The organism is Dyadobacter sp. Leaf189 (genome assembly GCF_001424405.1).
In the GTDB taxonomy this organism is placed as follows: domain Bacteria; phylum Bacteroidota; class Bacteroidia; order Cytophagales; family Spirosomataceae; genus Dyadobacter.
Genome location: NZ_LMPS01000004.1, coordinates 228,112 through 252,540 on the forward strand (window position 1 = coordinate 228,112; position 24,429 = coordinate 252,540).

The 24,429-nt window shown below is 47.2% G+C and carries 23 protein-coding genes; 8 read left to right on the forward strand and 15 right to left on the reverse strand.

Annotated elements, in window-relative coordinates; all coding sequences use genetic code 11:
• The first annotated feature begins 4 nt into the window (after positions 1-4).
• Complete coding sequence (locus ASG33_RS10265) at positions 5-1,720, forward strand: FtsX-like permease family protein (protein WP_229238618.1); 1,716 nt, start codon at positions 5-7, stop codon at positions 1,718-1,720.
• Between the two features lies 1 nt (position 1,721).
• Here the strand turns inward: ASG33_RS10265 and ASG33_RS10270 are convergent, their stop codons facing one another.
• The 3 genes from ASG33_RS10270 to ASG33_RS10280 all read right to left on the reverse strand — a co-directional run bounded on the left by ASG33_RS10270 (position 1,722) and on the right by ASG33_RS10280 (position 2,981).
• A complete protein-coding gene (locus tag ASG33_RS10270; protein WP_031529117.1) occupies positions 1,722-1,913 on the reverse strand; it encodes a hypothetical protein in 192 nt (63 codons plus the stop codon).
• 66 nt (positions 1,914-1,979) lie between these two features.
• Complete coding sequence (locus ASG33_RS10275; protein WP_157474694.1) at positions 1,980-2,759, reverse strand: zeta toxin; 780 nt, start codon at positions 2,757-2,759, stop codon at positions 1,980-1,982.
• A 6-nt stretch (positions 2,760-2,765) separates the two neighbouring features.
• Positions 2,766-2,981 carry a hypothetical protein gene (locus tag ASG33_RS10280; protein WP_056284005.1) on the reverse strand — a complete coding sequence of 72 codons (216 nt, stop codon included), beginning with the start codon at positions 2,979-2,981 and terminating at the stop codon, positions 2,766-2,768.
• Positions 2,982-3,117: 136 nt separating this feature from the next.
• Between ASG33_RS10280 and ASG33_RS10285 the strand changes: the two genes are divergently transcribed.
• The 4 genes from ASG33_RS10285 to ASG33_RS10300 all read left to right on the forward strand — a co-directional run bounded on the left by ASG33_RS10285 (position 3,118) and on the right by ASG33_RS10300 (position 5,419).
• A complete protein-coding gene (locus ASG33_RS10285; RefSeq protein ID WP_056284008.1) occupies positions 3,118-3,942 on the forward strand; it encodes a DUF4349 domain-containing protein in 825 nt (274 codons plus the stop codon).
• Positions 3,943-4,054: 112 nt separating this feature from the next.
• On the forward strand, positions 4,055-4,459 hold the full coding sequence (locus tag ASG33_RS10290) for a response regulator (RefSeq protein WP_056284010.1): 405 nt from the start codon (positions 4,055-4,057) through the stop codon (positions 4,457-4,459).
• A gap of 182 nt (positions 4,460-4,641) precedes the next feature.
• Positions 4,642-5,067, forward strand: coding sequence for a VOC family protein (locus ASG33_RS10295; RefSeq protein ID WP_056286342.1), 426 nt, complete (start codon positions 4,642-4,644; stop codon positions 5,065-5,067).
• A 97-nt stretch (positions 5,068-5,164) separates the two neighbouring features.
• A complete protein-coding gene (locus ASG33_RS10300) occupies positions 5,165-5,419 on the forward strand; it encodes a DUF3072 domain-containing protein (RefSeq protein ID WP_056284013.1) in 255 nt (84 codons plus the stop codon).
• Positions 5,420-5,477: 58 nt separating this feature from the next.
• Here the strand turns inward: ASG33_RS10300 and ASG33_RS10305 are convergent, their stop codons facing one another.
• The gene (locus ASG33_RS10305; protein WP_056284016.1) at positions 5,478-6,734 is read right to left on the reverse strand and encodes an ATP-binding protein; all 1,257 of its coding nucleotides are present in this window, start codon (positions 6,732-6,734) and stop codon (positions 5,478-5,480) included.
• A 170-nt stretch (positions 6,735-6,904) separates the two neighbouring features.
• Between ASG33_RS10305 and ASG33_RS10310 the strand changes: the two genes are divergently transcribed.
• Entirely contained in the window at positions 6,905-7,861 is a 957-nt protein-coding gene (locus tag ASG33_RS10310; RefSeq protein WP_056284019.1) for a DUF1080 domain-containing protein, read from the forward strand.
• 140 nt (positions 7,862-8,001) lie between these two features.
• Here the strand turns inward: ASG33_RS10310 and ASG33_RS10315 are convergent, their stop codons facing one another.
• Complete coding sequence (locus tag ASG33_RS10315; RefSeq protein ID WP_056284021.1) at positions 8,002-8,403, reverse strand: DoxX family protein; 402 nt, start codon at positions 8,401-8,403, stop codon at positions 8,002-8,004.
• Between the two features lie 202 nt (positions 8,404-8,605).
• Between ASG33_RS10315 and ASG33_RS10320 the strand changes: the two genes are divergently transcribed.
• On the forward strand, positions 8,606-9,319 hold the full coding sequence (locus ASG33_RS10320; protein ID WP_157474696.1) for a hypothetical protein: 714 nt from the start codon (positions 8,606-8,608) through the stop codon (positions 9,317-9,319).
• A gap of 21 nt (positions 9,320-9,340) precedes the next feature.
• On the opposite strand, the gene ASG33_RS10325 is transcribed toward ASG33_RS10320, so the two are convergent.
• Entirely contained in the window at positions 9,341-10,699 is a 1,359-nt protein-coding gene (locus ASG33_RS10325) for an acyl-CoA dehydrogenase family protein (RefSeq protein ID WP_056284027.1), read from the reverse strand.
• Positions 10,700-10,842: 143 nt separating this feature from the next.
• Here ASG33_RS10325 and ASG33_RS10330 point away from each other — a divergent pair, with 143 nt between their 5' ends.
• A complete protein-coding gene (locus ASG33_RS10330; protein WP_056284030.1) occupies positions 10,843-11,049 on the forward strand; it encodes a hypothetical protein in 207 nt (68 codons plus the stop codon).
• On the opposite strand, the gene ASG33_RS10335 is transcribed toward ASG33_RS10330, so the two are convergent.
• The 9 genes from ASG33_RS10335 to ASG33_RS10375 all read right to left on the reverse strand — a co-directional run bounded on the left by ASG33_RS10335 (position 11,050) and on the right by ASG33_RS10375 (position 24,070).
• Positions 11,050-12,816 carry a glycoside hydrolase family 9 protein gene (locus ASG33_RS10335; protein ID WP_056284034.1) on the reverse strand — a complete coding sequence of 589 codons (1,767 nt, stop codon included), beginning with the start codon at positions 12,814-12,816 and terminating at the stop codon, positions 11,050-11,052.
• 38 nt (positions 12,817-12,854) lie between these two features.
• Entirely contained in the window at positions 12,855-13,268 is a 414-nt protein-coding gene (locus ASG33_RS10340; RefSeq protein ID WP_056284036.1) for a Dabb family protein, read from the reverse strand.
• An 84-nt stretch (positions 13,269-13,352) separates the two neighbouring features.
• Entirely contained in the window at positions 13,353-13,916 is a 564-nt protein-coding gene (locus ASG33_RS10345) for a DUF1697 domain-containing protein (protein WP_056284039.1), read from the reverse strand.
• Positions 13,917-14,187: 271 nt separating this feature from the next.
• The gene (locus ASG33_RS10350; RefSeq protein WP_200942764.1) at positions 14,188-15,210 is read right to left on the reverse strand and encodes a PmoA family protein; all 1,023 of its coding nucleotides are present in this window, start codon (positions 15,208-15,210) and stop codon (positions 14,188-14,190) included.
• Positions 15,211-15,276: 66 nt separating this feature from the next.
• Positions 15,277-16,617 (reverse strand): Gfo/Idh/MocA family protein, encoded by a 1,341-nt coding sequence (locus ASG33_RS10355; RefSeq protein ID WP_056284041.1) that lies wholly within the window; start codon positions 16,615-16,617, stop codon positions 15,277-15,279.
• A 113-nt stretch (positions 16,618-16,730) separates the two neighbouring features.
• Entirely contained in the window at positions 16,731-18,095 is a 1,365-nt protein-coding gene (locus ASG33_RS10360) for a DUF1080 domain-containing protein (RefSeq protein ID WP_056284043.1), read from the reverse strand.
• 165 nt (positions 18,096-18,260) lie between these two features.
• Positions 18,261-19,172: a sugar phosphate isomerase/epimerase family protein gene (locus ASG33_RS10365; RefSeq protein WP_409012513.1), complete on the reverse strand. Its 912-nt coding sequence runs from the start codon at positions 19,170-19,172 to the stop codon at positions 18,261-18,263.
• A gap of 125 nt (positions 19,173-19,297) precedes the next feature.
• A complete protein-coding gene (locus ASG33_RS10370; RefSeq protein WP_056284046.1) occupies positions 19,298-20,956 on the reverse strand; it encodes a RagB/SusD family nutrient uptake outer membrane protein in 1,659 nt (552 codons plus the stop codon).
• Positions 20,957-20,992: 36 nt separating this feature from the next.
• Entirely contained in the window at positions 20,993-24,070 is a 3,078-nt protein-coding gene (locus tag ASG33_RS10375; protein WP_229238619.1) for a TonB-dependent receptor, read from the reverse strand.
• Positions 24,071-24,429 lie beyond the last annotated feature (359 nt).

Here is a 24,429-nt window from a genome sequence, read left to right on the forward strand (position 1 = left end):
TTCGGTGAAGACTTATTTACAGCTCAAACCCCATACAGATCCTGCATTGCTGGATCAAAAGATCAGGGATGTTACAATCAGGCATTCTGCGCGCACCGAGGAGAATGAAATTTTTCTTCATCCGATCCATAAATGGCATTTATACTCCAATTTTGAAAATGGTAAAATAGCGGGTGGACGCATTGTTATTGTGCGCCTTTTCAGCATTATAGCTGGCTTTATATTGCTTATCGCCTGCATCAATTTCATGAACCTCAGCACGGCCCGAAGTGAAAAACGCGCCAAGGAAGTAGGTATCAGGAAAGCGGCTGGCGCCAATAAATCCTGGCTGGTCGGCCAGTTTATCGGAGAATCGATATTGATCTCCTTCATCGCCGGGTTACTCGCATTTGTAGCTGTTGTGCTTACGCTGCCTGCATTCGGCACATTGATTGGTAAAAATCTGCAACTCCCATACACGAGCGCTGCTTTCTGGCTGGCGCTGCTCTCCTTCGTGCTGCTTACCGGCCTTATTGCCGGCAGTTATCCTGCATTCTTCCTATCTTCTTTTAAACCGATCGAGATATTGAAAGGCACTTTCAAGAGAACCAATGCAACGGTCAATCCGCGGAAAGTTTTGGTTGTCATTCAATTCAGCTTTGCAATTGTACTTATTATTTCTACGCTGGTGGTTGTAAGACAAATCCGCCACGCGCAAAACCGGAATGCGGGTTACGACCGCGGACAAATTATATTTCACTGGATAACGGGTGATCTTGAAAAGAACTATGACCAGATCAAACGCGAACTGGTAAGTAGCGGCGTGGCTGCTTCGATGACCAAAACAGCTTCTCCGCTCAGTTACATTAACAGTGATACCTGGGGAATTGAATGGAAAGGTAAAAATCCCGCTGATAAAATTGACTTCGACCGGTTTAGCGAGGATGAAGATCTGGTGAAAACGGCGGGATTGCAGCTCATTGCAGGCCGCGATATGGACCTCACCAAATTCCCGTCAGATTCTTCGGCTATGCTGCTGAACGAATCTGCCGTCAAGGTAATGCGCCTGGAAGATCCCATCGGGCAGATTGTAAAAGACGGCGAGCTGGCGTACCACGTGGTGGGTGTTGTAAAGGATTTTCTAATTGGTTCTCCTTACGAACATCTCAGGCCAATGGTAATCGAAGGCGCACAAAGCAGTTTCAATGTGATAAACATCAAGCTCAGCAATAGTGCCGAAACTGCGGAACATGTAAAGGCCATTGAAGCCGTTTTCCGCCGCTACAACCCAGACTATCCGTTTGAATACCACTTTGTCGACGAAGATTACGCATTGAAATATGAGGATACCCGCCGCATTGCGACACTGACGGGGTTGTTTGCAGGCCTGACAATTTTCATATCCTGCCTGGGACTTTTCGGCCTTGCCACTTACATGGCTGAGAACAGGGTGAAAGAGATAGGTGTACGAAAGGTACTTGGCGCGTCGGTGATGAGCATTACTGCATTGCTTTCCCGGGAATTCATGCTGCTGGTGCTGATCTCGATCGTAATTGCGATCCCGGTAGCCTGGTATGCGATGCAGCTGTGGTTAAGTGACTTCTCCTACCATACCAACATGCCCTGGTGGATATTTGCAGGCGCCGGTTTATTGGCCATTGCGGTTTCGCTGGTCACGGTGAGTTACCAGGCCGTTAAAGCAGCCTTGCTGAATCCTGTAAAAAGCTTGCGCAGCGAGTGATTTACCAGAGCTTTTCTTCTTTCATGAAGCCGGTGGCAGTCAAAATCTGCATGAGGATGCTTGTTACCAGCATAGCTCTTACCACAATAAACATGGCGCGATAGTCAGCCTGCGGTTCAAGAACGATCACTAAATAGTAGAGGAGAATATTGGACATTGCCAATACGAGGAAAGTAAAAATCTTGCTAATCATGTCTTCCGGGTTTCTACTACGAAGATAATAAAGGAAGGAGGAGCTGTGCAAATGAAAGGGGCTTGTCTAAATGCAATATTTGTTAAACCAGCCAGCGGTATTCGACAGATCCGTTTCATCCCAAACCTTCTCATCACCTACCTTCCGAAAGTGGCCGACGAGCCGAAATGGTGCATTGTCTATTGAGTTATCAAAGAAAAATGCCTGATAAGCGATATCGTTCGCTTGTCGCACGAACCCTAATGATCGGTAATACCGGCTTTCAATGCGATCCGCAGGCACACTATGTCCTTTCTTCTTAACCCGGAGTGCAACACGGTATTTGTTTATTTCGGCATCTTCCGTAGACACAAAGTATAAATAAACTTTGTAGCCCATCTCGGATGCGCGCCTCATGATATCCAAATTAGATTCGTGTGAGAAAACGGTTTCGAATGAAAAACGTCTTTTTGCAGCCAGAAGCTTTTCCCGCAAAAAACGGACAATAATTTGTGCAAGCCTCTCGCAATTAGGTAGACGTTTGATTATAATCCTTAGCCCGCTAAGTTCAAACGAGTGGCTAAGCTCCTGAATGTTGAAGTTGGGATTCAGAAGTCCTGATTCACAGGCAAAGTCCAGGATTTCTTCCTTTGTACTCTCCACTTCATAAGAAGAAAAGGTAAATGTGCCTTTTCTGATTGCGACGGCAATATCATCTGCATTGACGTAGATACCCAAATAAAGTGGCTTTCCGTTAACTACTGTCTCACCAATTGACTTTATGACGGTGCTTTTTCCTGACCCATTTGGGCCAGCGAAAATACGGAGACGAAGTTCTTGATGTGATAGTGTGTTGTTGTCTTTCAATTTTGGCTAACCTTTCAACTCCTTGATTTTCTCAACAGATCCGTCCGCAAAGCGTTTCACGACCCACCCGTCTGTCACGGTTACTACATAGCCCATGATCTGCATTGCTTCCTTGGCAGCAGCCCTCCCCGCGCTTTGTGCACGACTGATCAGCAAGCGCTTAGTTAGGTATGGATTACTTCTTGAAGCTCGTCCTGATGCACTTTTTTCTTTCGCTTTCATATATCGAAGCTACTAAATTTATCGCACACCAACAGCTACATTGGATCAATTGACGAACGCCGAAAAAAAAGTATATCAGGAGTATTTTCACAAAAACAAACAATCTTTATATTTAATTAAATTATATAATAGCCCTATGAAAAATCTGATCTTGTTTTTTGTACTGCTGCTTGCAGGGTGCTCTCAGCAGAATGAGAATGCGCAGGACATTGCTTTTCAAGTTGAAATGCCTGCTTCGCCTCCGAAGGTGCCCAGCGAAAATGGGGTAAAACCTGCGTCTGCAAACGATGCTGCGATCCCACGCAAGCTGATCAGGGAAGGTGAGCTTGCATTTGAAACCACCAATCCGGAAAACACAAGAAAGCAAATTACCACGGCCGCTGCGGCAAATGAGGCTTATATCGCAACCGATCAGCAGACCAAATCTTACGACAGGATCAATTATGTGATGCTGGTGCGGATACCCGCTGCCCGGTTTGACAGCTTCATAAATGCCGCCACAAAAGGAATCAGCCATTTTGACAAGAAAGAAATCAGGGTCAGGGATGTGACGGCAGAGTACATCGATAGCGAGGCCCGGCTGAAAACGAAGAAGGATATTGAAAACCGTTACAAGCAATTGCTTGCAAAAGCATCTTCCGTAGCCGACATTCTGGCGATTGAAAAAGAGCTCGGCGCCATCAGGACAGAAATTGAGGCAACCGAAGGACAACTGAAACTCTTGAAAGACCAGGTACAATATGCGACGCTGCAGATTGAGTTCTACACAGTTAGCGGTGGCTCATCGTCATTCATGCAGGAGCTTGGCATTTCTTTTTCAGAAGGCTGGGATAACCTTCGTGCCTTCTCTCTGACCATGATCAGCATATGGCCATTTCTGCTGATCGTTCCTTTTCTTTGGTTTATATTCAGTCGCGTCAGAAACAGGAAGGTCAAACAACGTTCGCCAGAAGAGGTTTAAAGCACTGAAAACTGTCACATAATCTGCCCCAGATCGCTCTATTGTCAACTTAATCTTGGCTTGATCAACAATTGAGATTATTTGATAATTTTGTATCAAATACAAATACGATATGGAAGAAGGTCAGACAGTCCATCTTGCAGATGATGACGAAGACGATAGAATGCTGATTAAGGATGCACTGGAAGAGGCGAATGCAAATGTGAAGGTGGTTGAAGCGGAGGACGGAAAGGAGCTGCTGGAAAATGTGAAAGACTCCGATGACCTTTCTAACACCGTGGTGATGGTGGATATGAATATGCCAAAAATGAACGGTATTGAAGCCATCAAGGAAATCAGATCAGATTCGGAACTGGCTGCATTGCCGACAGTAATGCTATCTACCTCTGACAATCCCGACCTAAAAAAGAAAGCATTAGCAGCTGGTGCAGACGATTTCTTCGTAAAACCGAACAGTTTCCGGGTGTTGCTGGAAATTGTTAACAAAATCCTTTTCAAATTTTTGAAGAAAAGTTAGGCTGCAAATACAGCTGGCGAAACTGGCATTCACGCCAAACACATATATTACACAACCCGACAATCGTTGTCCCAACCGCCCCCCGCGAATGTCCCTTTTAGGGACGATTTGGTTTGAGAAGGCAGCTTAATTTTGGTTTTCCAAAACTTAAACAAAACCTGTCAACCAAAAACATTCTCATCATGCCGAAAATAAACACTTACCTCAACTTCGATGGCAATGCAGAAGAGGCTTTTACCTTTTACAAATCTGTATTCGGTGGTGAATTCATGGCTGTAAACCGCATGTCGGAAATGCCCGGAACTGAGCAGCTTCCTGAAAATGAGCGGAACCGCGTCATGCATATCTCGCTTCCAATCGGTAAGGATGACGTTTTGATGGCATCCGATATCCTGCCTTCCGCAGGCCACACACTCAGCATGGGCAACTATGCTTACATTTCCGTGTTTGCTGATAACCGCGAAGAGGCCGATCGTCTTTTCAATGGCCTTTCAGTAGGCGGCAAGATTGAAATGCCAATGGAAGATGCTTTCTGGGGTGATTATTTCGGCAGCTTTCAGGACAAATACGGGGTGAACTGGATGATCAACTTTCCTAGTCACAGCTGATCCCAATGCAATGGGCTAACATTCTCTTTTTTACAATAGACCGGGCCGGCTGACTGGCTCGGTTTTTTTGTTTGTAGTTAGAAAAAACATCAACAAAATGGCTACTTCAGACAAAAACCAATCGAGTCAAAAAGAAAATGAAGCAAATGACGCTGCGGCACTCAAAGGCTCTAATACCGTGAAAGATCCTGATCAATGGACAACCGGCGACGAACCGATGACAGGCGCACAGCAATCTTATCTGAAAACGCTTTCGGACGAAGCAGGAGTTGAATTTGACGATAAGCTGACCAAAGCAGAAGCTTCGAAAAAAATCGATGAATTACAGCATCAGACCGGCCGCGGATTATAGGCTCGCATCAGTTAACATTTCATAGGATTATTTAGTGGGTTTCGCCCTGTGGTAAGTGTTAATGACTCGCCGCGGGGCGTCTTTTTAGAGGAAGCGTCACCACAAAGAGCGTCCCTTTTCCTTCTACTGACTGGGCAGTAATGCGGCCGCCGTGATTGCTCACGATCTTACGGCAGTAGGCAAGAGAATTACCCTCTGTCTGCCCGCTTTTGTAGCCGGGGAATTTTGAGAAAATATCGAAAATACGTTCCAGGTGCGTTTCTGAGAACCCTGAACCATTGTCCTGAATCTGTAATTCTAACATTTCTTTCCCTTTTGCCAGCCGGTCTGCCGCGCTGTTTTCCTGCGGGATTTTGGTGGAAATCTCTATCAAATGCGCACCATCTGTTTTAGGAAACTGCATTGAATTGGTGATCAGGTTACTAAACAGCTGCGCCATTTGAAAACGGTTTGCAATTACGGTAGGAAGCGCGCTCACCTGCACACTGGCACCCGCTGCTTCAAGCCTCGGAGATAGCAGCTCTGTTACTTCTGATACCACATCGTTCAGATTCACCGCTTCGAAATTCGTCTCATTGTACAGCTCGGCAAATTCAGAAAGCTCGGTAACAATGGATGAAAATTGCTGTGCGCAGGTATCGACTTTCTCGGCGTAGATCCGGGCTTTGGACGTATCGTTTTTGTCAGTAGCGTCGATGAGCATTCCCGTAAACACACGCATTTTGCGCAGCGGCTCCTGCAGATTGTGATTAGAAATGAAATGGAACTGGTGATTGATATTAATAGAATCTGCAAGCTGGTGATTCAGGTCGCTCACTGCCTGCCTGCTTTTTTCAACAGTTTCTATATTTTGTAAATGGAATGAAATCAGGTCTGTGAACATTTCAAACATCCCTACTGTCTTCACGTCGCTGAGTGCGGCCGGTTTGGGATCAATGGCGCAGAGCGTGCCAAAGAACTGTCCGTTTCTCAGGAAAATCGGAACGGAAATGTAGCTTTTGAAACCGTAAGTTCGGGGAGTGTGATGATTGCAGTAAATACCGTCTTCATCCACATTATCGATAACTACCAGCTCGTGGCGCTGCCTGATTTCGTTACATATTGTCGTTTCCAGCGGCAACTCTTCGCCCTGCTTCAAGCCGAATTCGATTTCATCCCGAACGCTGCATGCCAGCCACTTTTCATCTGTTACCCTCGCCACTGCCGCAAATCCCATTCCGGTTGATTTGCAGATCACTTCAAGCATTTTGGGGATTATCGGAATTTGCTCGATCCTTGCCAGGTCGTCAAGGAAACTTTTATCAAGACTCTTCATTATGAGGTGCATTTCTTCAAATCTACACAAAGTCGATCTGCATCAAAAGCAATTCCGGTTGTTTTTATAATAAAGCGCCGGACGAAGTACCAGCTACATTCCAGCAACAGATCGCAAGATTTTTCTGGAAATTTATCCATAAATTGACCTTTCTTAATATTCACAATACAATGATCAAATTATCCCGACTTAACCTGAAAAGGCTTTTCTGCCTTGCATTATCCGCCGCTTCCATTGCCGCTGCGCCGCTGGAAGCAAAACCACTCGCCTCACCTTTGGAAGGCCGCTGGGACATTACCGTGGACAGAGACGGCAAGCCTGCCCCGTCCTGGCTTGAAGTACGCCACTCTGGTACCAAAACATTGGTTGGACAGTTTACCAGCTTCTCCGGCAGCGCCCGCCCCATTGCAGAGGTACAATTTGCTGATGGGAAATTTAAATTCGAGATCCCCCCACAATGGGAGCGCGGTGACAAGAACCTGACCGTCGAAGGTACTATATCAGGCGAAACACTGAGCGGCTCAATGACCACTCCGGAAGGAAAAACCTACACCTGGAAAGGAGTTCGCGCTCCTGCACTCCGCGGAAAAGGAACTCCCGCGTGGGGTACCCCTGTGAAGCTCACTGCCGGCAATGAAATCAAAGGCTGGCATGCAGTAGGAGGCGAAAATCAATGGGTCGCCGAAAACGGTATTTTGCGCAGCCCTAAATCAGGCGCTAACCTGATCACTGACCAGAAATTCGGCGACTTCAAGCTGCACATCGAGTTCCGCATTCCGAAAGGAAGCAACAGCGGGATTTACCTGAGAGGCAGATACGAGGTGCAGGTAACCGACAGCAAAGGAATGGAGCCTGCGCTAGATCAAATGGGATCGGTTTACGGATTTATTGCTCCGAGTGAAATGGTTGCCAAAGACGCTGGTGAGTGGAATTCCTACGATATCACATTGATCGGCAGAATGCTGACGCTCGTGGCAAATGGCAAAACGGTGATCAGTAACCAGGAAATCCCGGGCATTACCGGCGGAGCGCTGGACAGCAACGAAGGAGAGCCGGGACCACTGTACATTCAGGGCGACCACGGTCCGGTGGAATACCGTAACATCGTGATTACCCCGGCTAAATAATGCTTTTTAGCGTGATTTGAGATTATTATGCCGCAACAGCGGCAGGCAATTCAGGAAGTTGAGCAGTTGCGGGCGGGTTAACTTGCCCGCGCTGCGCAACATCCGGTTGTTTCTTTAAGAATGAGATCAGGTTGTTGATTCTATCTGGATAAAAGCATTCTTTTTACCTGATCATTCCGCAGGCCCAATCCAACCCACACCAGGATTCCGAATACGAGTGCGAAATACAGCGGCTGTCCCGCACGCACCATAATCGCGATTGCCCCTCCGAGATAGCCCGTAATCAAAATGGCTCCCAGCACTGCTGTACGCGGGATGATGTACAATATCGTACTCAGCAGCAACACAATTCCAATACTTTGTACCTGATCCACGGGCCAGCCCAGCTGCGCGGATCCCTCAATGGAATGCGGCTCTTTGATTACTTTCATGATCGCATCAAAAAGAAGGAATAACACGCACAAAGTACTGATGATTTTACCTGCCAATACACCTTTCGAAGACCTGGCTTTTACAGGCTCACTGCCAAATGTTGCTTCCATGATTTCAGGAGTTTGAGTGTTTTATTTAAATGCTTTGACAATACAAAACTACTATCCCCGCGTACTCGGAACGCTGTGTGGATACGGCAATAAGAGGGGGTGTTTGCGACATCAAGTAGAAGATTGCGTGTATCCCCTTATCTAGGCTGTAAAATCAGTAGGGATGAGACAAATGTTTACCTATTACGCTAAAAATGCCATAATGCTGATCCGTTCACTTTTAATTATTGTTGCCACTTCCCTGATTTACAGCTGCAGGAGTGCGAAAGACAGTCCGAAGTTCAATTTCGCAGACGGCGTTTATCATACCGAGCTCAAAGGAAAGAACCGGCAGGTTTACATTGAAAATACCGAAGATTCCATCGTGGTCTATTCCCTGCAGAAAGGCTGGAAAAGAATGGACCTGAAAAGTACCACCATGCAGAAAAAGTCTTATCCGCAGAAGTCAGACAAGGAAACGCTCGGGGCAAATAAGTACTGGCAGAATGGTTTTGATGTAGATATCCTCACGATTCCGCTCAAATTTCGTCCTACTGCTGAATCGTTTCCGAAGCAGTTCAGCAACAATGTAAATGGGGTCGTTTACCTTGGATACCGTTCAGATATTTACCGCCTTTCTTACAAAAAGAACCCGATCGGCAGGGTCACGCAGGATGTAAAGCATTACGGAATTTCGGCGGGACTGATTACGGGTCTTGGCGTAACAGCTATGAACCCGTGGGTTACCAACAATGCGATTAATATTGAGTACGACGGGCTGGTCTGGTCGAAAGGCGTGGCGGTACTGATGGGGTTAAATCAGATTACATTCGGTATCATCGGCGGACTGGACCACCTTCTCGATAAAAACCGCGACAGCTGGATTTACCATGGAAAACCTTATATAGGGCTGGCTGTGGGCTTAAATCTTAATTAAGCGCCACAACCATTTTTGTTATTATACAAAAGCGCTTTCTCCGGTTATCGCCCGACCAACAATCAGCGAATTGATCTCCTTGGTACCTTCGTAAGAGTATATCGCCTCTGCATCGGCTACAAAACGGGCAATGTCGTATTCCAGCAAGATACCATTTCCTCCGAAGAGCTCGCGTGCGTGATCAACAATGGAGCGCATGCGGAGCGTGCAAAATACTTTTGCCAGAGACGCGTGCTCGTCGGTAAGTACGCCAGTATCCTGCAATTGAGAGAGCCTGAAAACCATCGTCTGCATAGCGGTAAGATCTCCCAGCATTGTAACGAGCAGGTCCTGTACCAGCTGGAACCCTGCAATGGGGCGACCGAACTGTTTTCTTTCCATTGTGTATTTTAATGCAAGCTCATAAGCACCGCGTCCGCAGCCAACCGCCTGCCAGGCCACACCGGCCCGCGTCATCCGCAGTACGTTTGCTGTATCCTTGAAAGAGTTCGCGTTTTGCAGCCTGTCAGTTTCCGGGACTTTGCAGTCTGTAAGTGTGATCAATGCGTTCTGGACTGTGCGCAAAGCCATTTTGTCCTGCATTTTCTCTGCTTTGAAGCCGGGATTTTCTTTTTTCACGATAAATCCCTTTACCTGATTATCGTCCAGATCCCTCGCCCAGATGATTGTGATATCAGAGAAGGTGGCGTTACCGATCCATTTCTTCTGACCATTGATCGTCCATTCATCGCCATTTCTTTTGCAGGTAGTGGTCAATCCGCCAGCCGCACCCGAGCCGACTTCCGGCTCGGTTAACCCGAAAGCGCCGATAACCTGCATTTTCTGCATGATGGGCAGCCAGTATTGCTTTTGTTCTTCGGAGCCGCAGAGGTAGATAGAACCCATCGCGAGTCCGCTATGCACACCGAAAAATGTGGAAATGGATGAGTCAATACGCGCCATTTCCATAGCGATAAAGCCTTCCAGCAATGCCGACTTCCCGGCACAACCGTACCCTTTATAGGTCAAACCGCAGATATCCAGCTTCGCCATTAATGGAATAATGTGCATTGGAAACTGGGCATTGTTCCAATAGTGGTTTGCAATGGGCTTGATCTCTGTTTCCATGAACTCACGCACTTTCAGCTGGATCAGCTTTTCTTCGGGTTGCAGCGTATCAGTCAGTTCATAAAAGTCCCCATTTACAACCGGCAGTGCCTTTTTCTTACCCGAACCTGCCTGCATGAATTTCAACATTTTCCCCAGATCCTCCTCGCTCATTTTTGAAACAACTCCCATCAGCTGGTTCAAGTCAACTTTCCTGGAAAGTTTGTTCAATGCGGCAATGTCAATGTTTTTCAACAAGTTCCGGATCTGCGAAAATGATTCAAGCATACTCATAAGCTGGATGTGTTGTAAAATGAATATTGTAGTACTTTGAATGAAGGTTGTTACGACCAATCTTTTTCATTCCCCTAAATTTCCGCGCCGTCGCGTATAGGCAGGAATGAATTTTGCTAAATACATGAAAAAGCAAACAAACTATGAACGCGCAAGAAAAAGAAAACGAAAAGGATATCGAAGGAAGCTCACCATCACGTCCGGGACCAAAAGGCGAAGCGAAGCACGAAGATGATAGCGCCAAACCTCAAAAAACGCTGAAAAAAGAGGCGATCAAAGAATCGGAAGAGGAAAATATGACAGGCAAGAAGGGTTATAATGAAACCCCACCTACTGTTCCCGTCAAATAACTACTTTTCCATTAATGCCTCTATTGCTGCCGACAGATAAACCATTGGCGCATTCCAGTTGATTGCTATTTCATTGGATGCATAGGAACAATCGTCGTCCGTAAAGGATTCGTCGGCAAACTTACTGGTATAAGTAGTGCATTTATCCTGCTGCCCCGGGTTCGGCCCGCCAGACAAAAGTCCGGGTACCGGATCGGCGATCCCGTCGGCAATGGACAGGCGATGATGCGGGTGCATTACTTTTTTTGATCCAAAACCTGTCAGAAAACAGTAGGTAGTGGCATTTCTGCCCAGCAGGTAGTCGAGGTTACCAAGCGCGGCTAGCAGGTACTTCCTGTCTTTCGTGAGCTTGAATGTGTAGAGTAATGCAATTCCCTGATTAGCCGCTACAGAGCTGCTGCCCCACGAATAATCCTTTGCATTCTTGCCCATTACCGTGTTATAAGGCTGTTTTTCGAGTTCTTTCAAAAGCTCGTCAGAGAATGCAGTAACACTCTTTTTTACGGGATCCACAACCGCCGCTTCTGTTTTAAGATCCTCGGCCATACGCAACAGCGTATAATATCCCAGCGCTTGTACCATACTCCATGTAGGTAGCGGCATAGGCGCGCCGAATTTCATGTCCACACCTTTGAGGTAGTCTGCTTTTCCTGTGGTTGCATACATTTCACTGGCCGCCCAGATCCATTCATCCGCCGCACTTCTGTCTCCGTAGGCACCTGTAACTATATCGGGATCAAACTTTGCATTGATTTCATTTTGATTATAGTAAACATCGGGGTTCTTTTTAGCCCATTCCCAGCCTTTCACAGCAGCTACCAGGCAGGAGTCGGAAAGTCCCGGAAGTTTGTTTTCAAAGTTCTTGAAAATACGTCCGGCCTGCGCCATAACGGCAACAAAGTCAAGGGTAGCAACCGTATTTTTCTGGACTACGTATCTCGGCTTGTCGGCTGCATCGGGCATGATCATTCCGTCAAAACGCGGATTGGTCAGCTTGTGGTACACTCCCCCATCGGCGGGATCCTGCATAGCCAGCATCCACCTCAGGTTGTATAGCACCTCGTCAAGCAGGTCGGGTACCGAGTTGTTGCTTTCAGGAATATTGGTGTTGAAATTTTCAAAATAGAGTGGAAAATCTTCGTACAGCGACAGCAAAGTGCCCACTGTAATGCCCGAATTGACGATATACTTATTGTAATCACCGGCATCATACCAGCCCCGCGGAGCACTGATCACGAAATTCTCAGGCCTGTCCCCGGATACTGCCGAAGGATGAATGAGCACTTTGGTGTCGGGGTGGCCCGCCGGTCTCGCCCATTTACCGGCATATTTTTCGGGTAAATCGACGGACACACGCTGGTAGTAAAAGCCCTTTAATGAAGCTTGCGCCACACCTTTATGAACATTCTTCTTAATCTCGAAGGGTGCAGACTTCACTGTTCCCGAAAGTGCGATCACGTACTTTCCGGGCTTGACAACACTTGTGAAATCGGCAGGCCGGGTCACTTTCCCAGAATGCTGACTGGTAAGCTGCGGCCCGAGTTTACCTTTAAAAACCACTTTGCCCGAGCTTGCATTAAGCACACTGAAGTCGGTATACTTGTCGCCCGAAACGATCGCCAGCTTGGGACCATTCGGATAAAAACCCACCTGATTAAGGCGGATCTCGTCACTTGTATGCTGGGCGAAAAGAGGTTTTTGAACCTGCACAACATAAAGGATTATTGAAATTGTGCAGATCCTGGACAAGAACGTTTTAAAGATCATGAAGGTGAAGTTTTGTAGCTAAAAGGCTCCTTTTGCAGTTACCCTACTTTCTTCGGGCCAACTGAATCGTACACAACCACCTTTTCCCATAAATGCGAATACTCTTTGATAAAGTCGAGGTGGATCGGGTGGGTTTGGTATATCTCCTCCTCAATGATGTTTTTGAAAAAGCACATCCACGAAAATGTATAATCACGAACGATCACGGAGCGGCTTGTCTCGGCGGGCTTGCCGATATGCACATATTGGATGGTAGGTACTTTCGCCAGCTTGTGCAGCCCTTCCAGCAGCTTCGCCTCATCCTGGGCATTGTTAGGGTCTTTGAGATAAAAGAATACGTGATGAATGAAAAGTTCTCTGGTTCTTTCCGGCTCGGCAGCCAGGGTCGAAACAGATGCCAGCGAAGCCAGGCCTACATTCTGAATGAATTTGCGTCTTGAATTGTCTTTCATATACTGGAAGGAAATGCGGTCGGTTACTGCAATAAGCGAGTTTTGGAAGTCAAGAATACGACTTCTTCCGTCCCTATCAAAGTACTAGGACTCTGCCTCCATTTCCTGCGCTAGCCTGACAAGCTCCGTAACTGTCTTCCAGTTCCGGGTAGTTGCCGTGACTTTCAGCTTGTTTTCAAAAAAGTTATTGGTCAGTTTCGTCCGTCCATACCCCTCAGGACAGAAAACATAGATGGTTTCGCCTACAAGCATAAATTCATCAGGCAAGAACTTACCAGGGTCAATCTTGGCCAGTTGCCCGGCATCGGGGAGTTGGTACAGGAATGTCGCGTGCAGCTTGGCGACATCCTCATTCCTTTCATTGATAAACGGGTTACCTTGCAGAACTGCATTCAAAGTTGGCAGACTGACCACAAGTGTTTCTACCTGAAAGTCGAACACACGCTTGATCCCCGCGCTGATTTCCGCTGCGAGCTCCTGCTCAGAGGTACTTTTACCACTAAAAAGTACGTTCCCACTTTGTATATACGTCTTGACATTCCCCAACCCGAGCTCTGTGAAAAGCTGCGCCAGAGCGGACATTTTGATCATATTCTTCCCGCTCACGTTAATTCCCCGGAGCATCGCAATGTAGATTTGTGAAGGCATTTTAGCTTTTGCTTTTATCGAACGAGAAAGGAAATTGTTACGTCTGTTTGTTTACCCTGATCAAATATAATTAAACTGCGGCGTAAAAGATAAACGCTTTATAGTTGGTTTCAGATTCAAATCTACCTTTGCTGAAAAACTGATAAGTACATTCATTTAATTGCCGCACAGGATACCTGGGTAACTTCATGCTAAATCGTGTGTAAGTGTATTCAACAAAAAAGCCCCGGCATAACCGGAGCTCTTGTTAGTTATTTCTGCAAGATAATTGCTATTCTGTTTTCGCGTAGGCGGCTGCCAAGTCATTCAAAGTAGCATCTTTCAAATGCTCGGAAGCAATTACCATACGGTAACGGAATGTAGTAGACTCACCCTTTTTAAGTTTGAAATTCAGCACCTCCTTTCCGTCGCTCAAAGCCTTCATACCAAGCGGATTTACAGCAAATAAACCGTAGCCACGAGCGTGCCAGTAAGCAGGATAACCCACATTTTTTGGATGATCGATGATTGCAACGCTGATGTTTTCGTCTTTGATCTTGCCGGTCAGGTTGCACCAGATCGCACGCTTGCCCCACACAGCTTCTCCCTCAATTCCATTGCTGTTGCGGTAGTTACCGGTAATTCCCTCATTGTTCATAACTGGTACCTTGGTGGCAATGCCGCTTGCATCCGTAAAAATCTCGGGCTTGTTGGAAGGAAGTTCCAGTTCGCGCGCCACACGGATCGCGTACATTCCGTCCTTGATGTCGGGCATCGCAACTTCATCCAGTACAGCAGTCAATGTAGTACTGCGGTCGATCAAACGGTGGTCGCCTTTGCCACTGAAAGTGTATTTGGTAACTTCCTTCAAAGTCAGCGTACCATTTTTATCGACCCAGTCGGCGGTAACAGTCAGTTCGCCTTTGTCTTTGCCGCCTTTTGCCGAAGTAATGCCGGTATGCAGGATCGTACCATAAGCACGTTTTGCGTGGTCTACCGCATTCGAATTGTTCCAGTAATCGTTTCCGTTCACATCTTCGTAATTCAGCCAGATCCCCACATGGTGCGGGTGATCTACCCGCTCGCCGGCACGCGGATCGAGCGGCCAGCCTCTTGTGATGACCGTACCTTTGGCAGTGTGAACAGGATAAAGAACCGCCTTTTTCAGGACACTTTCACCCGGATAATAGTAAGAAGTAAAAGGCTTGCCGTCGATTTTCACATCCACTTTCTTCTCCTGCTCATTCCTGATCAGGTCTACCTTTTGAGCGCTTGCCACGCTGGCAAGTGCAGTAAACGAAAGTGTTGCCAGCATTAAACCCGTTTTTTTAAATTTCACCGTCAATACATTTAAGTTGTTGAAACCAAAACAGACCAATACCTAGCTTAAAACAATCTCCTTTTTCTTGTTATCCCAACTTACACGTTTGCCTGTGTGCAGCGCCTGTGTCGCCATAATATTGGCAACCGAGTGGTTGAACCCAACCCGCGCCGGTGCATTTGACTCTTTGCGGCTGCGGATACATTCCATCCAGTTGCGCATGTGCAGGGAAGTCATCGGATCGGCCCCGGTATTGGCATCTGTCGCGATCTTATCGCCTGTTTTTAAGGACATTTCAGGAAGCAGGTTGGCTTCTAATCCCATTGACTTCGCATCTTTCGCCTTCAAGCCGCCTTCCGGTGTGATCTTGTTGGTATCCAAGTTGATCATACCACCGTTTGAGTAGTAATATTCCTTCACCCCTCCTGCTTCATTGTTGAAACGGGAAGAATAGATCACCTGGAATCCTTTGCTTTTATCGTCAAAAGGTCCGTACTCGAATGCGGCACTGAACGTATCTACATTCGTGCGGCCATCTTTCCAGGTATAGATCCCGCCATTTGCCACCACATTCCGCGGCGCATCCAGGCCTGAGAACCAGTGCACAGTATCAATCTGGTGCGCCATCCATTGTCCGGGGATACCAGATGAATATGGATAGAAAAGGCGGAATTCAAGATAGTAGCGTGGGTTCCACTCTACTTTTGGACGGTTCATCAGGAATCGGGTCCAGTCGGTATCTTCTTTTCTGATCTGGGATACCAGCTCTTTTCTTCTCCACCTGCCCGGCTGGTTTACATTCCAGGTCATTTCCACCGTAGTAATGTCACCGAATTTTCCGGATTTGATATATTCATAAGCAGCCCAATAGTTGGGTGCGCTGCGGCGCTGTGAACCTACCTGTACAATTTGCTTGGAAGCCTCTACTGCTTTCAATGCCACTTTCGCATCTTCAAGTGTTTCCGCAAAAGGTTTTTCCACATACACATCGCGGCCCGATTTCACTGCTTCGGCGCAATGCAATGCGTGTTGGAAATCCGCCGTACTGATAATGACAGCATCCACGTCCTTGCGGGCCAGCAGTTCTTCATTATTGCGTGCTTTTACGAATTCATTGGACGCATAAGGTTTACCTTTCATGAAAGCTTCGGCCTCGTCGCGGCGGCGGTTCCAAAGATCGGACACACCCATGAACTCGAAATTCAATTCTTTGGCATGATCAGAAAAGCTGGGTGCCAGTGAGCTGCGAAAACGGTCTGAAAACCCTATGATACCAACACGAACGCGGTCATTCGCGCCAAGGATACGGCGGTAGCTGGCTGCACTGAAAGCATTCGCACCGACGGCCACACCCGCAGATACCAGTGCTGTATTTTTGAGAAATTCCCTTCTGCTTGTCATTTTATTAAAAGGTTAATTTTAATTGTCAGATCCGATTGCGACGGCAATCAGTTGTAAATAGGACTTGTCAGATTATCTACTGTAAATTTGAATCTTTTTTCAGACCGTCATTTTCAAAGCTCACGCACTTTCAAACTGCGGAAAGAAACATTGTCGCCGTGATCCTGCAACAGCAGATTTCCCTGCTGCGACATTCCGAATCCTTCGAAGTTTTTGAATTTGGAGCTCATCACAAAATCCTTGAACTGCGGCGAGCCACGCACATATTCCACCACTTTGTACCCATTGAGAAAATGCTGCACGGTACCATCTTTTTGCACCACAATGCGCCCCTGGTTCCATTCACCAATCTTCTTAACAGCGTTTTTGGGCCTGTCGGCGGGGATCACGTCGTAAAAGGAAGCGATGGTACGGTTACCGTTTTTACCCAGCTTGGCATCGGGATGTTTTTCATCGTCGAGTACCTGGTATTCGCAGCCAATCCCTGATTTCCCATTGGAGTTAAATTTCTGGTCTACAAAATACTTCACGCCGCTGTTAGCGCCTTCGGTCAGCTTGAATTCAAATTCAAATTCAAATGCAGGACCGTACAGCTTTTTAGTAACAATGTCGTTTCCGGTCTCTGATCCGTCAGATTTCGAGATCGTGATTGTGCCATCATTGTAGCCCCAGCGCTTGGACGGAAAGTCGGTGCCGCCGTAAGAACGCCATTGATCCGCAGATTTTCCATCGTATAACAGCGACCATCCCTGCGCCTTTTCCGCAGCATCCAGCGCATTCGGGATCAGGTTCACAATGCGGATGTTGGAAGCGGGACTTGGTTTCAGGTTCGTGGTTTGAATGCGGACATTCTTCCAGCTTACCTGCGTACCTTCCAGATCCTTGCTTCCGATGGAATGCACCTGCAGACAGATGAAACCGCTCGGCGTCACATCATCGATCACGTGTGCTACTGCCACACCATTCAGAAAGGTTCTGATGGAATTTCCGATGGCTTCAATGCGGTATTTGTTCCATTGCTCTTTCTTGAAGGCCGTTTTTGCATCCGGGTTCAGGTCGAGCGGGTACAGCCAGCCGCGGCGGGCCTCATCATAAATCCCCGCTGAATACGCGCGGTCGCTTGGGTCAATCTCTACCTGATATCCGTGAACGCGCCCATTTTGATAATCCGGCTTTGACAAACTTCTGATCTGGATCCCCGAGTTTAGCTTGTTATCTACCTTCACATCCACTTCCAGGATAAAGTCGCCGTAATCTTTTTCTGTTGTGAGAAAAGAATTCGGTGTGCCCATTACCGACGTACCCACAATGGCGCCGTCTTTTACTTCGTATTTAGCCTGTCCATTCAGTTGCTTCCAGCCGGAAAGGTCTTTTCCATTGAACAGATTCTGCCAGCCGCCCTTTGTTTTCTGAGAGAATGCGGGCGAGAATGCAGCCAGCGAAAGCAGCCCGATGAAGGCGATTTTGATTTTTTTCATCTTAAAAAGGAATTGTTGTATCGGTGGAAAAACTAACAAATGCGTCTTCCAGACCCGAACATTTAAACGATTTATTTCAATAACTACCCCTACAAAAACGGTTCAGGCTAGCAAATGCAAAAAGAAACCCGCTGCCGGATTTGCAAGAACATCAATCCTGCTGACTTACAATGGATATTTCAGGCTTTCTGTAATATACTTTTTGTTGATCTCGGCGCAAACCAGCGGCGACTTCTCAGGATCAGGTACCCCGTCAAGTTCAACCACGGCCCAACCTTTGAATTTGATTTTTTCGAGGGAAGCAAATACAGCCGGAACGTCTACCCTGCCCTGCCCCAGCTCTACGAATTTATAGCCGTTTTTGGTCTCTGCTGGTTTAGTATCCTTCAAATGCAGTGAATGCAGGATGTTTTTGTATTTAATCACCGCGTCCTGAGGCTCGCCGCCACCCTGCTTGTAGTGCGCAATATCCAGCAGCAGCTTGATGTATTTCGGGTTCATTGCCTGTACGATCACATCCACCTCTTCCGGAGTTTCACCAAGCTGGTTCATGTGGTTGTGGTAAACCGCCTGCACACCCAGATCTGCCGTTTGTTTACCGATTTCGTTCATTACCTCAGCGAGCTTCTTCAACTCTTCCGTGGTAGGAAGCCTGTCTTTCGGGCGAAGGCTGTTGGTTAACTGCAATGCATTCCCGCCGAGCGCCTTCACAAAGCTGGCGTGCGCTACGTGCGTGTCAATGGTACTCTGCAACTTCGCAGGATCCGTTTCTACATTGCCACTTGAAAACATCGCGAGTGTCAGGTTATTTTTTTCCAAAAGGGCTTTCAGCTCCGAAGGTTTGTTGCGGTAAGGCCCGAAAGTATTGGCGCGCAGCTGGATTCCGCGAAAGCCCAGTCCGGCCAGTTCCGTAATGGCCTGCTCGTCCTTCCCGCCCCAGGTAATGGAGGAATATGCGATCCTGATATCTCCCTTTTTAAGCAGGTATTCAGCCCGGGAGCTGGCAGAAAGCAAAGTTGCGGCCGCTATCCCTGCGGTTTTAATGAAGTCGCGGCGGTTTGTAGCATTCATATCCATGATTTAATATTTGGTCAAAAGTCGGTTCACAAGCATAGACTGTATAAAGAAAGAAAGCCCCTGAATCAGGGACTTTCCTCTTTGATCTTGCATTAAATTATAGGTCAGTTTCAAACTGTGCCTCCTCAATATCCCGGATTTTGAGGATAGGCAGACGGGCCGCCGGCAGTACGGTCGATCTGATCCTGAGGAATGGGGCGCAGGTTGTGGAACTCCTTGATATTGGCAGCGCCGTCCGGATTGTACATCTTCACGCGCTCTACCAGGTTACCCCAGCGTTTCAGGTCAAACCAACGGAACATTTCGCCCGCCAGCTCGCGCTCGCGCTCTTCCATAATAAAGTCCATTGTTGCTTTTGCAGCCGTAATTTCCATTGCGGCTTCTTTGCCAGGCCAGGCTGCGCGGCGGCGAACAACATTGATGTGCTCGGCAGCTTCTGCATTTTTACCCTGACGAATAAGCGCTTCCGCAGCTATCAAATGCGTTTCAGCCAGGCGGAACATCAAAAAGTCGCGGCTACCCTGCTCGTAAGTCCTGTCCGGACGAAGTGCATCGAGGAACTTTCTTAACACAGGGAATAAGTTCGCCTTGTACAAGCTTGGCGTAAGTACCTGATAGGGACGTTTTGCGCGCTCAGCTTCCGACATTTCGTAACCTGGAATAAAGATCGTTGTGTCTCCCGCGGCAAATGTCAGCTCCTTTTTAGAGGTATCAAAAAGGTTGGTATACTTGCCCGGTTTGTTACTCAGCCAGGTGTCTTTAAAAGTCTTTTTGTAACGGGAATCATTCACGCGGTCCGCTGGCGCAAAAACGGTTTCCAACATGTAAGTAGTTGGTTTAAAGCGCTTGAACGGACGTCCGTTTTCGGTATCCCGCTGCATTCCTGCCTGGGTATCGTATTCCATGCCGAAATAAAGGTGGGTACGGTTACCGATTCCGTTTGTCAATGGATCGGAAGTATACTGCGTCGCAAAAATCACCTCATTATTGATCTCGCCTCCGCCTTGTACCCAAACACTTGCAAAATCCGGCAGCAGGGAGAATGAATAATTTTTGATCACATTCTGCGCATAAGTAGCTGCTTTTACGTAATCATCTGCCGCTTTGGCTTCTGATGTTGCTTTGGTAAGGTAAACTCTTGCCAGCAAATGCTCAGTTGCCGCTTTTGTTACCCGGCCGTAGTCAGATGTTGCCAATCCTAAATCAGGCAATGCAGATTCAAGATCGGAAATGATCTGTGCATAGATCTCGGGAACAGGAGCGCGGTTGAATTCCTTGTTGGCCACCAGGTTCCCTTTTGTTACGAGAGAAACCGGTCCGAACATTTGAACCAGAATAAAGTAATGGTGCGCTCTCAAAAATTTAACCTCAGCCACGCGGCGCTTCACCAAAGCCGGGTCCAGACCAGTAATGTTCGGCGATACATCGATAACGATGTTAGCGGTGTTGATCGCGGGATAAAAGCTGTTCCATATCGCATTGGTCACCGCCAGCCTGCCGTCGATCTGCGAGGTATACTGGTTGACAAATTTGAAAGAACCATCGGCTCCCATTGTATAAGTATCAGTACCAAAGATACTTAATGTCATGGCGTCCTCCGTTCCGTAGTAGTTCCGGAGAGAAGAATAAACTCCCTTGACGGCTGCTTCAAAACCAGCCGGCGTATTGATGTATTCACTGCCTACCTGCGAGATCGGCGTCTCTTCCAGCAGGTCGCTGCAAGATTGGCTCCCCAACAACAGCGTTGCAGCCAGTAGTACTTTAAATCGAAATAATGCCTTCATATCTATATAATTATAATAGTAAGCGACTGGTTGAACTTAGATTTTCAGGTTAATACCAAATGTAATTTGTCTTACAGCCGGTGTCTGGTCGGCGTTGATATCCCCATCCGTTTCGTTGTCGATCCCTTTGTATTTCGTCCTGTACTCGGAGAAAATGAATGGCTGCTGGGCACTCATAAATACGCGCAGGCTACCGATTTTCATTTTTTCTGTCAGCTTGGACGGGAAGTTATATCCCAGGTTGATGTTACGTACTTTAATGAATGTACCGTCAAAATAAAGTACTGTCGAGCGGAACGGCGGGAATTCCTGGCTTTGGTTTGGTCTTGGAAACTCATTCGTTGGGTTTTCCGGAGTCCAGTAGTCGATGTCCAGGTTATTATAGCGGCCCGCCAGTGTCATATTGTCCTGGTGGAACAAGCTGCGGAACATACTTCCGAATCTCGCAAAAACGAAGATCGACAAATCGAAACCTTTGAACTCAAAACGGTTGGTCATACCCGCAGAAAACTTGGGCACCTGTGATCCCAGGATCACACGGTCAAACGGATCAATTTTACCATCACCATTTGTATCCTGGATCTTGATTTGTCCCGGCGCACTCTGGTATTTCTTCGCTTCATCAAGCTCGTTCAACTGCCAGATACCAATTTTTTTGTAGTCAAAATAAGCAGTAAGCGGCTGGCCGATGAATCTCGCATTACCGATATCGTCGACTTTTCCATTGAAGAGTTCAAGAATTTTCTCCTTGTTTTTCGTCAGCTGAAAATCGGTATTCCAGCGAAATCCGTTTGGCGCATCCACATTCACAGTGGATAATGTTACCTCTATACCGCTGTTCCGTGTACTTCCTACATTACGGCGTACCTGGCTGAAACCGCTTGTGATCGGAAGCTGATCCAGCAAAAGCAGGTCTTTGGTATCTGCCTGGTAATATTCCAGAGAACCGGATACCCGGCCTTTAAAAACACTGAAATCAAGACCGACGTTGGCGGTAGATGTAGTTTCCCATTTCAACAATGAGTTACCTAGCGTACCCGGTGCATAACCGAAACCGGCAGCCGCGCCGAAAGCATAGGAAGTCCGGCTCAGCAATGCCTGCGTCTGATAAGGATCGATGGCCGTGTTACCCGTAGAACCATAGCTGGCGCGGAGTTTCAATTCGTCTACCCAGTTTACGTTTTTAAGGACAGGCTCGTTGCTGATGTTCCAGCCAAGTGCAACCGACGGGAAAAATCCGTATTTGGTATCTGCACCAAACCGCGATGAACCATCGTACCTGCCTGTAACTGTCAACAGGTATTTTTCATTATAATCGTAGTTGACACGCGCCATGTAGGAGTTCAGCACCCAACGTGCGAGGTTGGAGCCTACTCCATTCACAATCGTTGCCTGGCCTAGGTTGTAAAACTCCTGCGACTCTGCTGGTATCCCGGTCACACTGAATGTGTTGGTTTCCAAATCGTCTTTCTGAACCGAGTGAAGCAGCGTCACACCGAGGTTATGCTTGCCTGCAAACTGTTTGTTATACATTAAAATGTTCTCCAATGTATAGTTGAACTGGTATTCGTTAAACTGGAAACCGGTCGGATCTCCGCCGCGTCGTGCATTGGTCTGGCTGCCCACAAAACGTCCGATGCGGCGGTTGTTGAGGTCAGGACCAAAATTGACGCGGTATTTTAAACCTTCCAGGATCGTCCATTCTCCGTAAATACTGTTGAAAAGCCTGATACGTTTGGTCAGGTCTATCTGAGCGCCTGGTACGATTTCAGCAATCGGGTTGGTTCTCAAACCATCGGTAGTCGGCAGAAATATCAGCTTTCCATTGTCGTCGTAAGGTTTTCCCAATGGATTTTCCGCGAGCGCCCCGCCGAATGGGTTGAAGTTCTCCCCGTTTCTTGTGCTGTATACACCCAACGTAGAAGTCCCGATCTTGATCCTTTTGGTGATCTGATGATCGAGGTTAATGCGAAAAGTGTAACGCGTAAAGTCCTGGTTGTAGATAATTCCCTTGTCATTAAAGTAGTTGGCAGAAATGGCAAACTGGGTTTTCTCATTTCCACCCTGTAAACCCACCTGGTGGCTCTGAATATGGCCGGGGCGCAGCAGGTAAGATTGATAATCCGTAGTACGGTTGTTCTTGATACCGTCCAATTCAATGGGCTCAAACAATTTAGCATCAGCCTCGGCAGTGGCTGGTCCGGCAGGGTAAAGCGGCAGGCCTGTTTTTGCATCGATCACAGCCCTTCTCGACTCGCGTTTGTACTCAGCAAACTCGGGACCATTCATTACGTCAATTTTTCCGAGTTCTTTGGAAGAACCGTAGTAGCCGTCATAGCTCACAACCGTTTTGCCCGGCTTACCGCGCTTGGTTGTGATCAGGACAACCCCGTTTGAGCCGCGTGAACCGTAGATTGCAGTTGCAGAAGCATCTTTCAATACTTCCATAGAGGCAATATCATTGGGGTTAAAATCGTCGATGTTACCCGCCAGCGGGATACCGTCCACTACATACAGCGGATCGTTGGAAGCATTGATAGACCTTCTTCCGCGAATCCTGACAGTAGGACCGGCACCAGGTTTGCTGCTCGCCTGTACCACGTCCACACCCGCTGCACGGCCTTGCAAAGCCTGGCGCGCATTGGTAATCGGCAATTCTCCGATTTCCTTTGAACCTACTGATGAAATGGCACCGGTCAACTGGCTCTTTTTCTGAGTTCCATAACCCACAACTACCACTTCGCCCAGCGTTTTCAGGTCACTTGCCAGCGTGATATCTATCACACTTCTGTTGCCTACCGCAATTTCCTGAGTGACAAATCCCACTGCTGAAAATACGAGTACTGCGCCGTCTTCGGGAATATCGATTTTATATGATCCGTCTGCATCGGTATTGGTACCGTTGCGACTGCCTTTCAATACTACCGACACACCGGGAATCGGTGTGTTGTCTTCGGCAGCCAGAATTTTGCCAGTTACAGTCCGGTCGATTACTGAAACAACATTTTCGGCAGGCCGCGTGGCAAGCGCCTGGCCTGCAAAGCCCGTGACAATGATCCCCGCCATTGTCAGCTGCCTAAGTATCTGACCAACAGTCGTAAAGTTTTTTTTCATACGCTTACATGATTTGCATTAAGGTTCCTTCAATTATTTTATTTGACGACTTTACCACATAAAACCCTTAAAAGAAAAAGTATACTTTTTCTTGAAATATTTATTTATCGTAAACGAGTGGTGACTTATCGGGGATTCGTGTGCCTGGGGTAGCGCTATTCAATGCACTTTTGAACAATTTCAATAACCATATTATTTACACTCAAAGTACAATTTGAAACTTGGACTCAGGATAGAGATTCGGCAAGAAAAACGGAACTAATCAGGGAAGTTTATTTATGCAATCGATGTCGGGAACGTTGTCAAGATAGACATTTACAAATATTTTATTGTAAAATCTTACCATATAGTACAAAAAT

Coding starts and splice junctions, on each gene's coding strand:
- ASG33_RS10270 (WP_031529117.1), bottom strand. CDS start 1,913: ATGATTAGCAAGATTTTTACTTTCCTCGTATTGGCAATGTCCAATATT.
- ASG33_RS10280 (WP_056284005.1), bottom strand. CDS start 2,981: ATGAAAGCGAAAGAAAAAAGTGCATCAGGACGAGCTTCAAGAAGTAAT.
- ASG33_RS10285 (WP_056284008.1), top strand. CDS start 3,118: ATGAAAAATCTGATCTTGTTTTTTGTACTGCTGCTTGCAGGGTGCTCT.
- ASG33_RS10290 (WP_056284010.1), top strand. CDS start 4,055: ATGGAAGAAGGTCAGACAGTCCATCTTGCAGATGATGACGAAGACGAT.
- ASG33_RS10295 (WP_056286342.1), top strand. CDS start 4,642: ATGCCGAAAATAAACACTTACCTCAACTTCGATGGCAATGCAGAAGAG.
- ASG33_RS10300 (WP_056284013.1), top strand. CDS start 5,165: ATGGCTACTTCAGACAAAAACCAATCGAGTCAAAAAGAAAATGAAGCA.
- ASG33_RS10305 (WP_056284016.1), bottom strand. CDS start 6,734: ATGAAGAGTCTTGATAAAAGTTTCCTTGACGACCTGGCAAGGATCGAG.
- ASG33_RS10310 (WP_056284019.1), top strand. CDS start 6,905: ATGATCAAATTATCCCGACTTAACCTGAAAAGGCTTTTCTGCCTTGCA.
- ASG33_RS10315 (WP_056284021.1), bottom strand. CDS start 8,403: ATGGAAGCAACATTTGGCAGTGAGCCTGTAAAAGCCAGGTCTTCGAAA.
- ASG33_RS10320 (WP_157474696.1), top strand. CDS start 8,606: ATGCTGATCCGTTCACTTTTAATTATTGTTGCCACTTCCCTGATTTAC.
- ASG33_RS10325 (WP_056284027.1), bottom strand. CDS start 10,699: ATGAGTATGCTTGAATCATTTTCGCAGATCCGGAACTTGTTGAAAAAC.
- ASG33_RS10330 (WP_056284030.1), top strand. CDS start 10,843: ATGAACGCGCAAGAAAAAGAAAACGAAAAGGATATCGAAGGAAGCTCA.
- ASG33_RS10335 (WP_056284034.1), bottom strand. CDS start 12,816: ATGATCTTTAAAACGTTCTTGTCCAGGATCTGCACAATTTCAATAATC.
- ASG33_RS10340 (WP_056284036.1), bottom strand. CDS start 13,268: ATGAAAGACAATTCAAGACGCAAATTCATTCAGAATGTAGGCCTGGCT.
- ASG33_RS10345 (WP_056284039.1), bottom strand. CDS start 13,916: ATGCCTTCACAAATCTACATTGCGATGCTCCGGGGAATTAACGTGAGC.
- ASG33_RS10350 (WP_200942764.1), bottom strand. CDS start 15,210: ATGCTGGCAACACTTTCGTTTACTGCACTTGCCAGCGTGGCAAGCGCT.
- ASG33_RS10355 (WP_056284041.1), bottom strand. CDS start 16,617: ATGACAAGCAGAAGGGAATTTCTCAAAAATACAGCACTGGTATCTGCG.
- ASG33_RS10360 (WP_056284043.1), bottom strand. CDS start 18,095: ATGAAAAAAATCAAAATCGCCTTCATCGGGCTGCTTTCGCTGGCTGCA.
- ASG33_RS10365 (WP_409012513.1), bottom strand. CDS start 19,172: ATGGATATGAATGCTACAAACCGCCGCGACTTCATTAAAACCGCAGGG.
- ASG33_RS10370 (WP_056284046.1), bottom strand. CDS start 20,956: ATGAAGGCATTATTTCGATTTAAAGTACTACTGGCTGCAACGCTGTTG.
- ASG33_RS10375 (WP_229238619.1), bottom strand. CDS start 24,070: ATGAAAAAAAACTTTACGACTGTTGGTCAGATACTTAGGCAGCTGACA.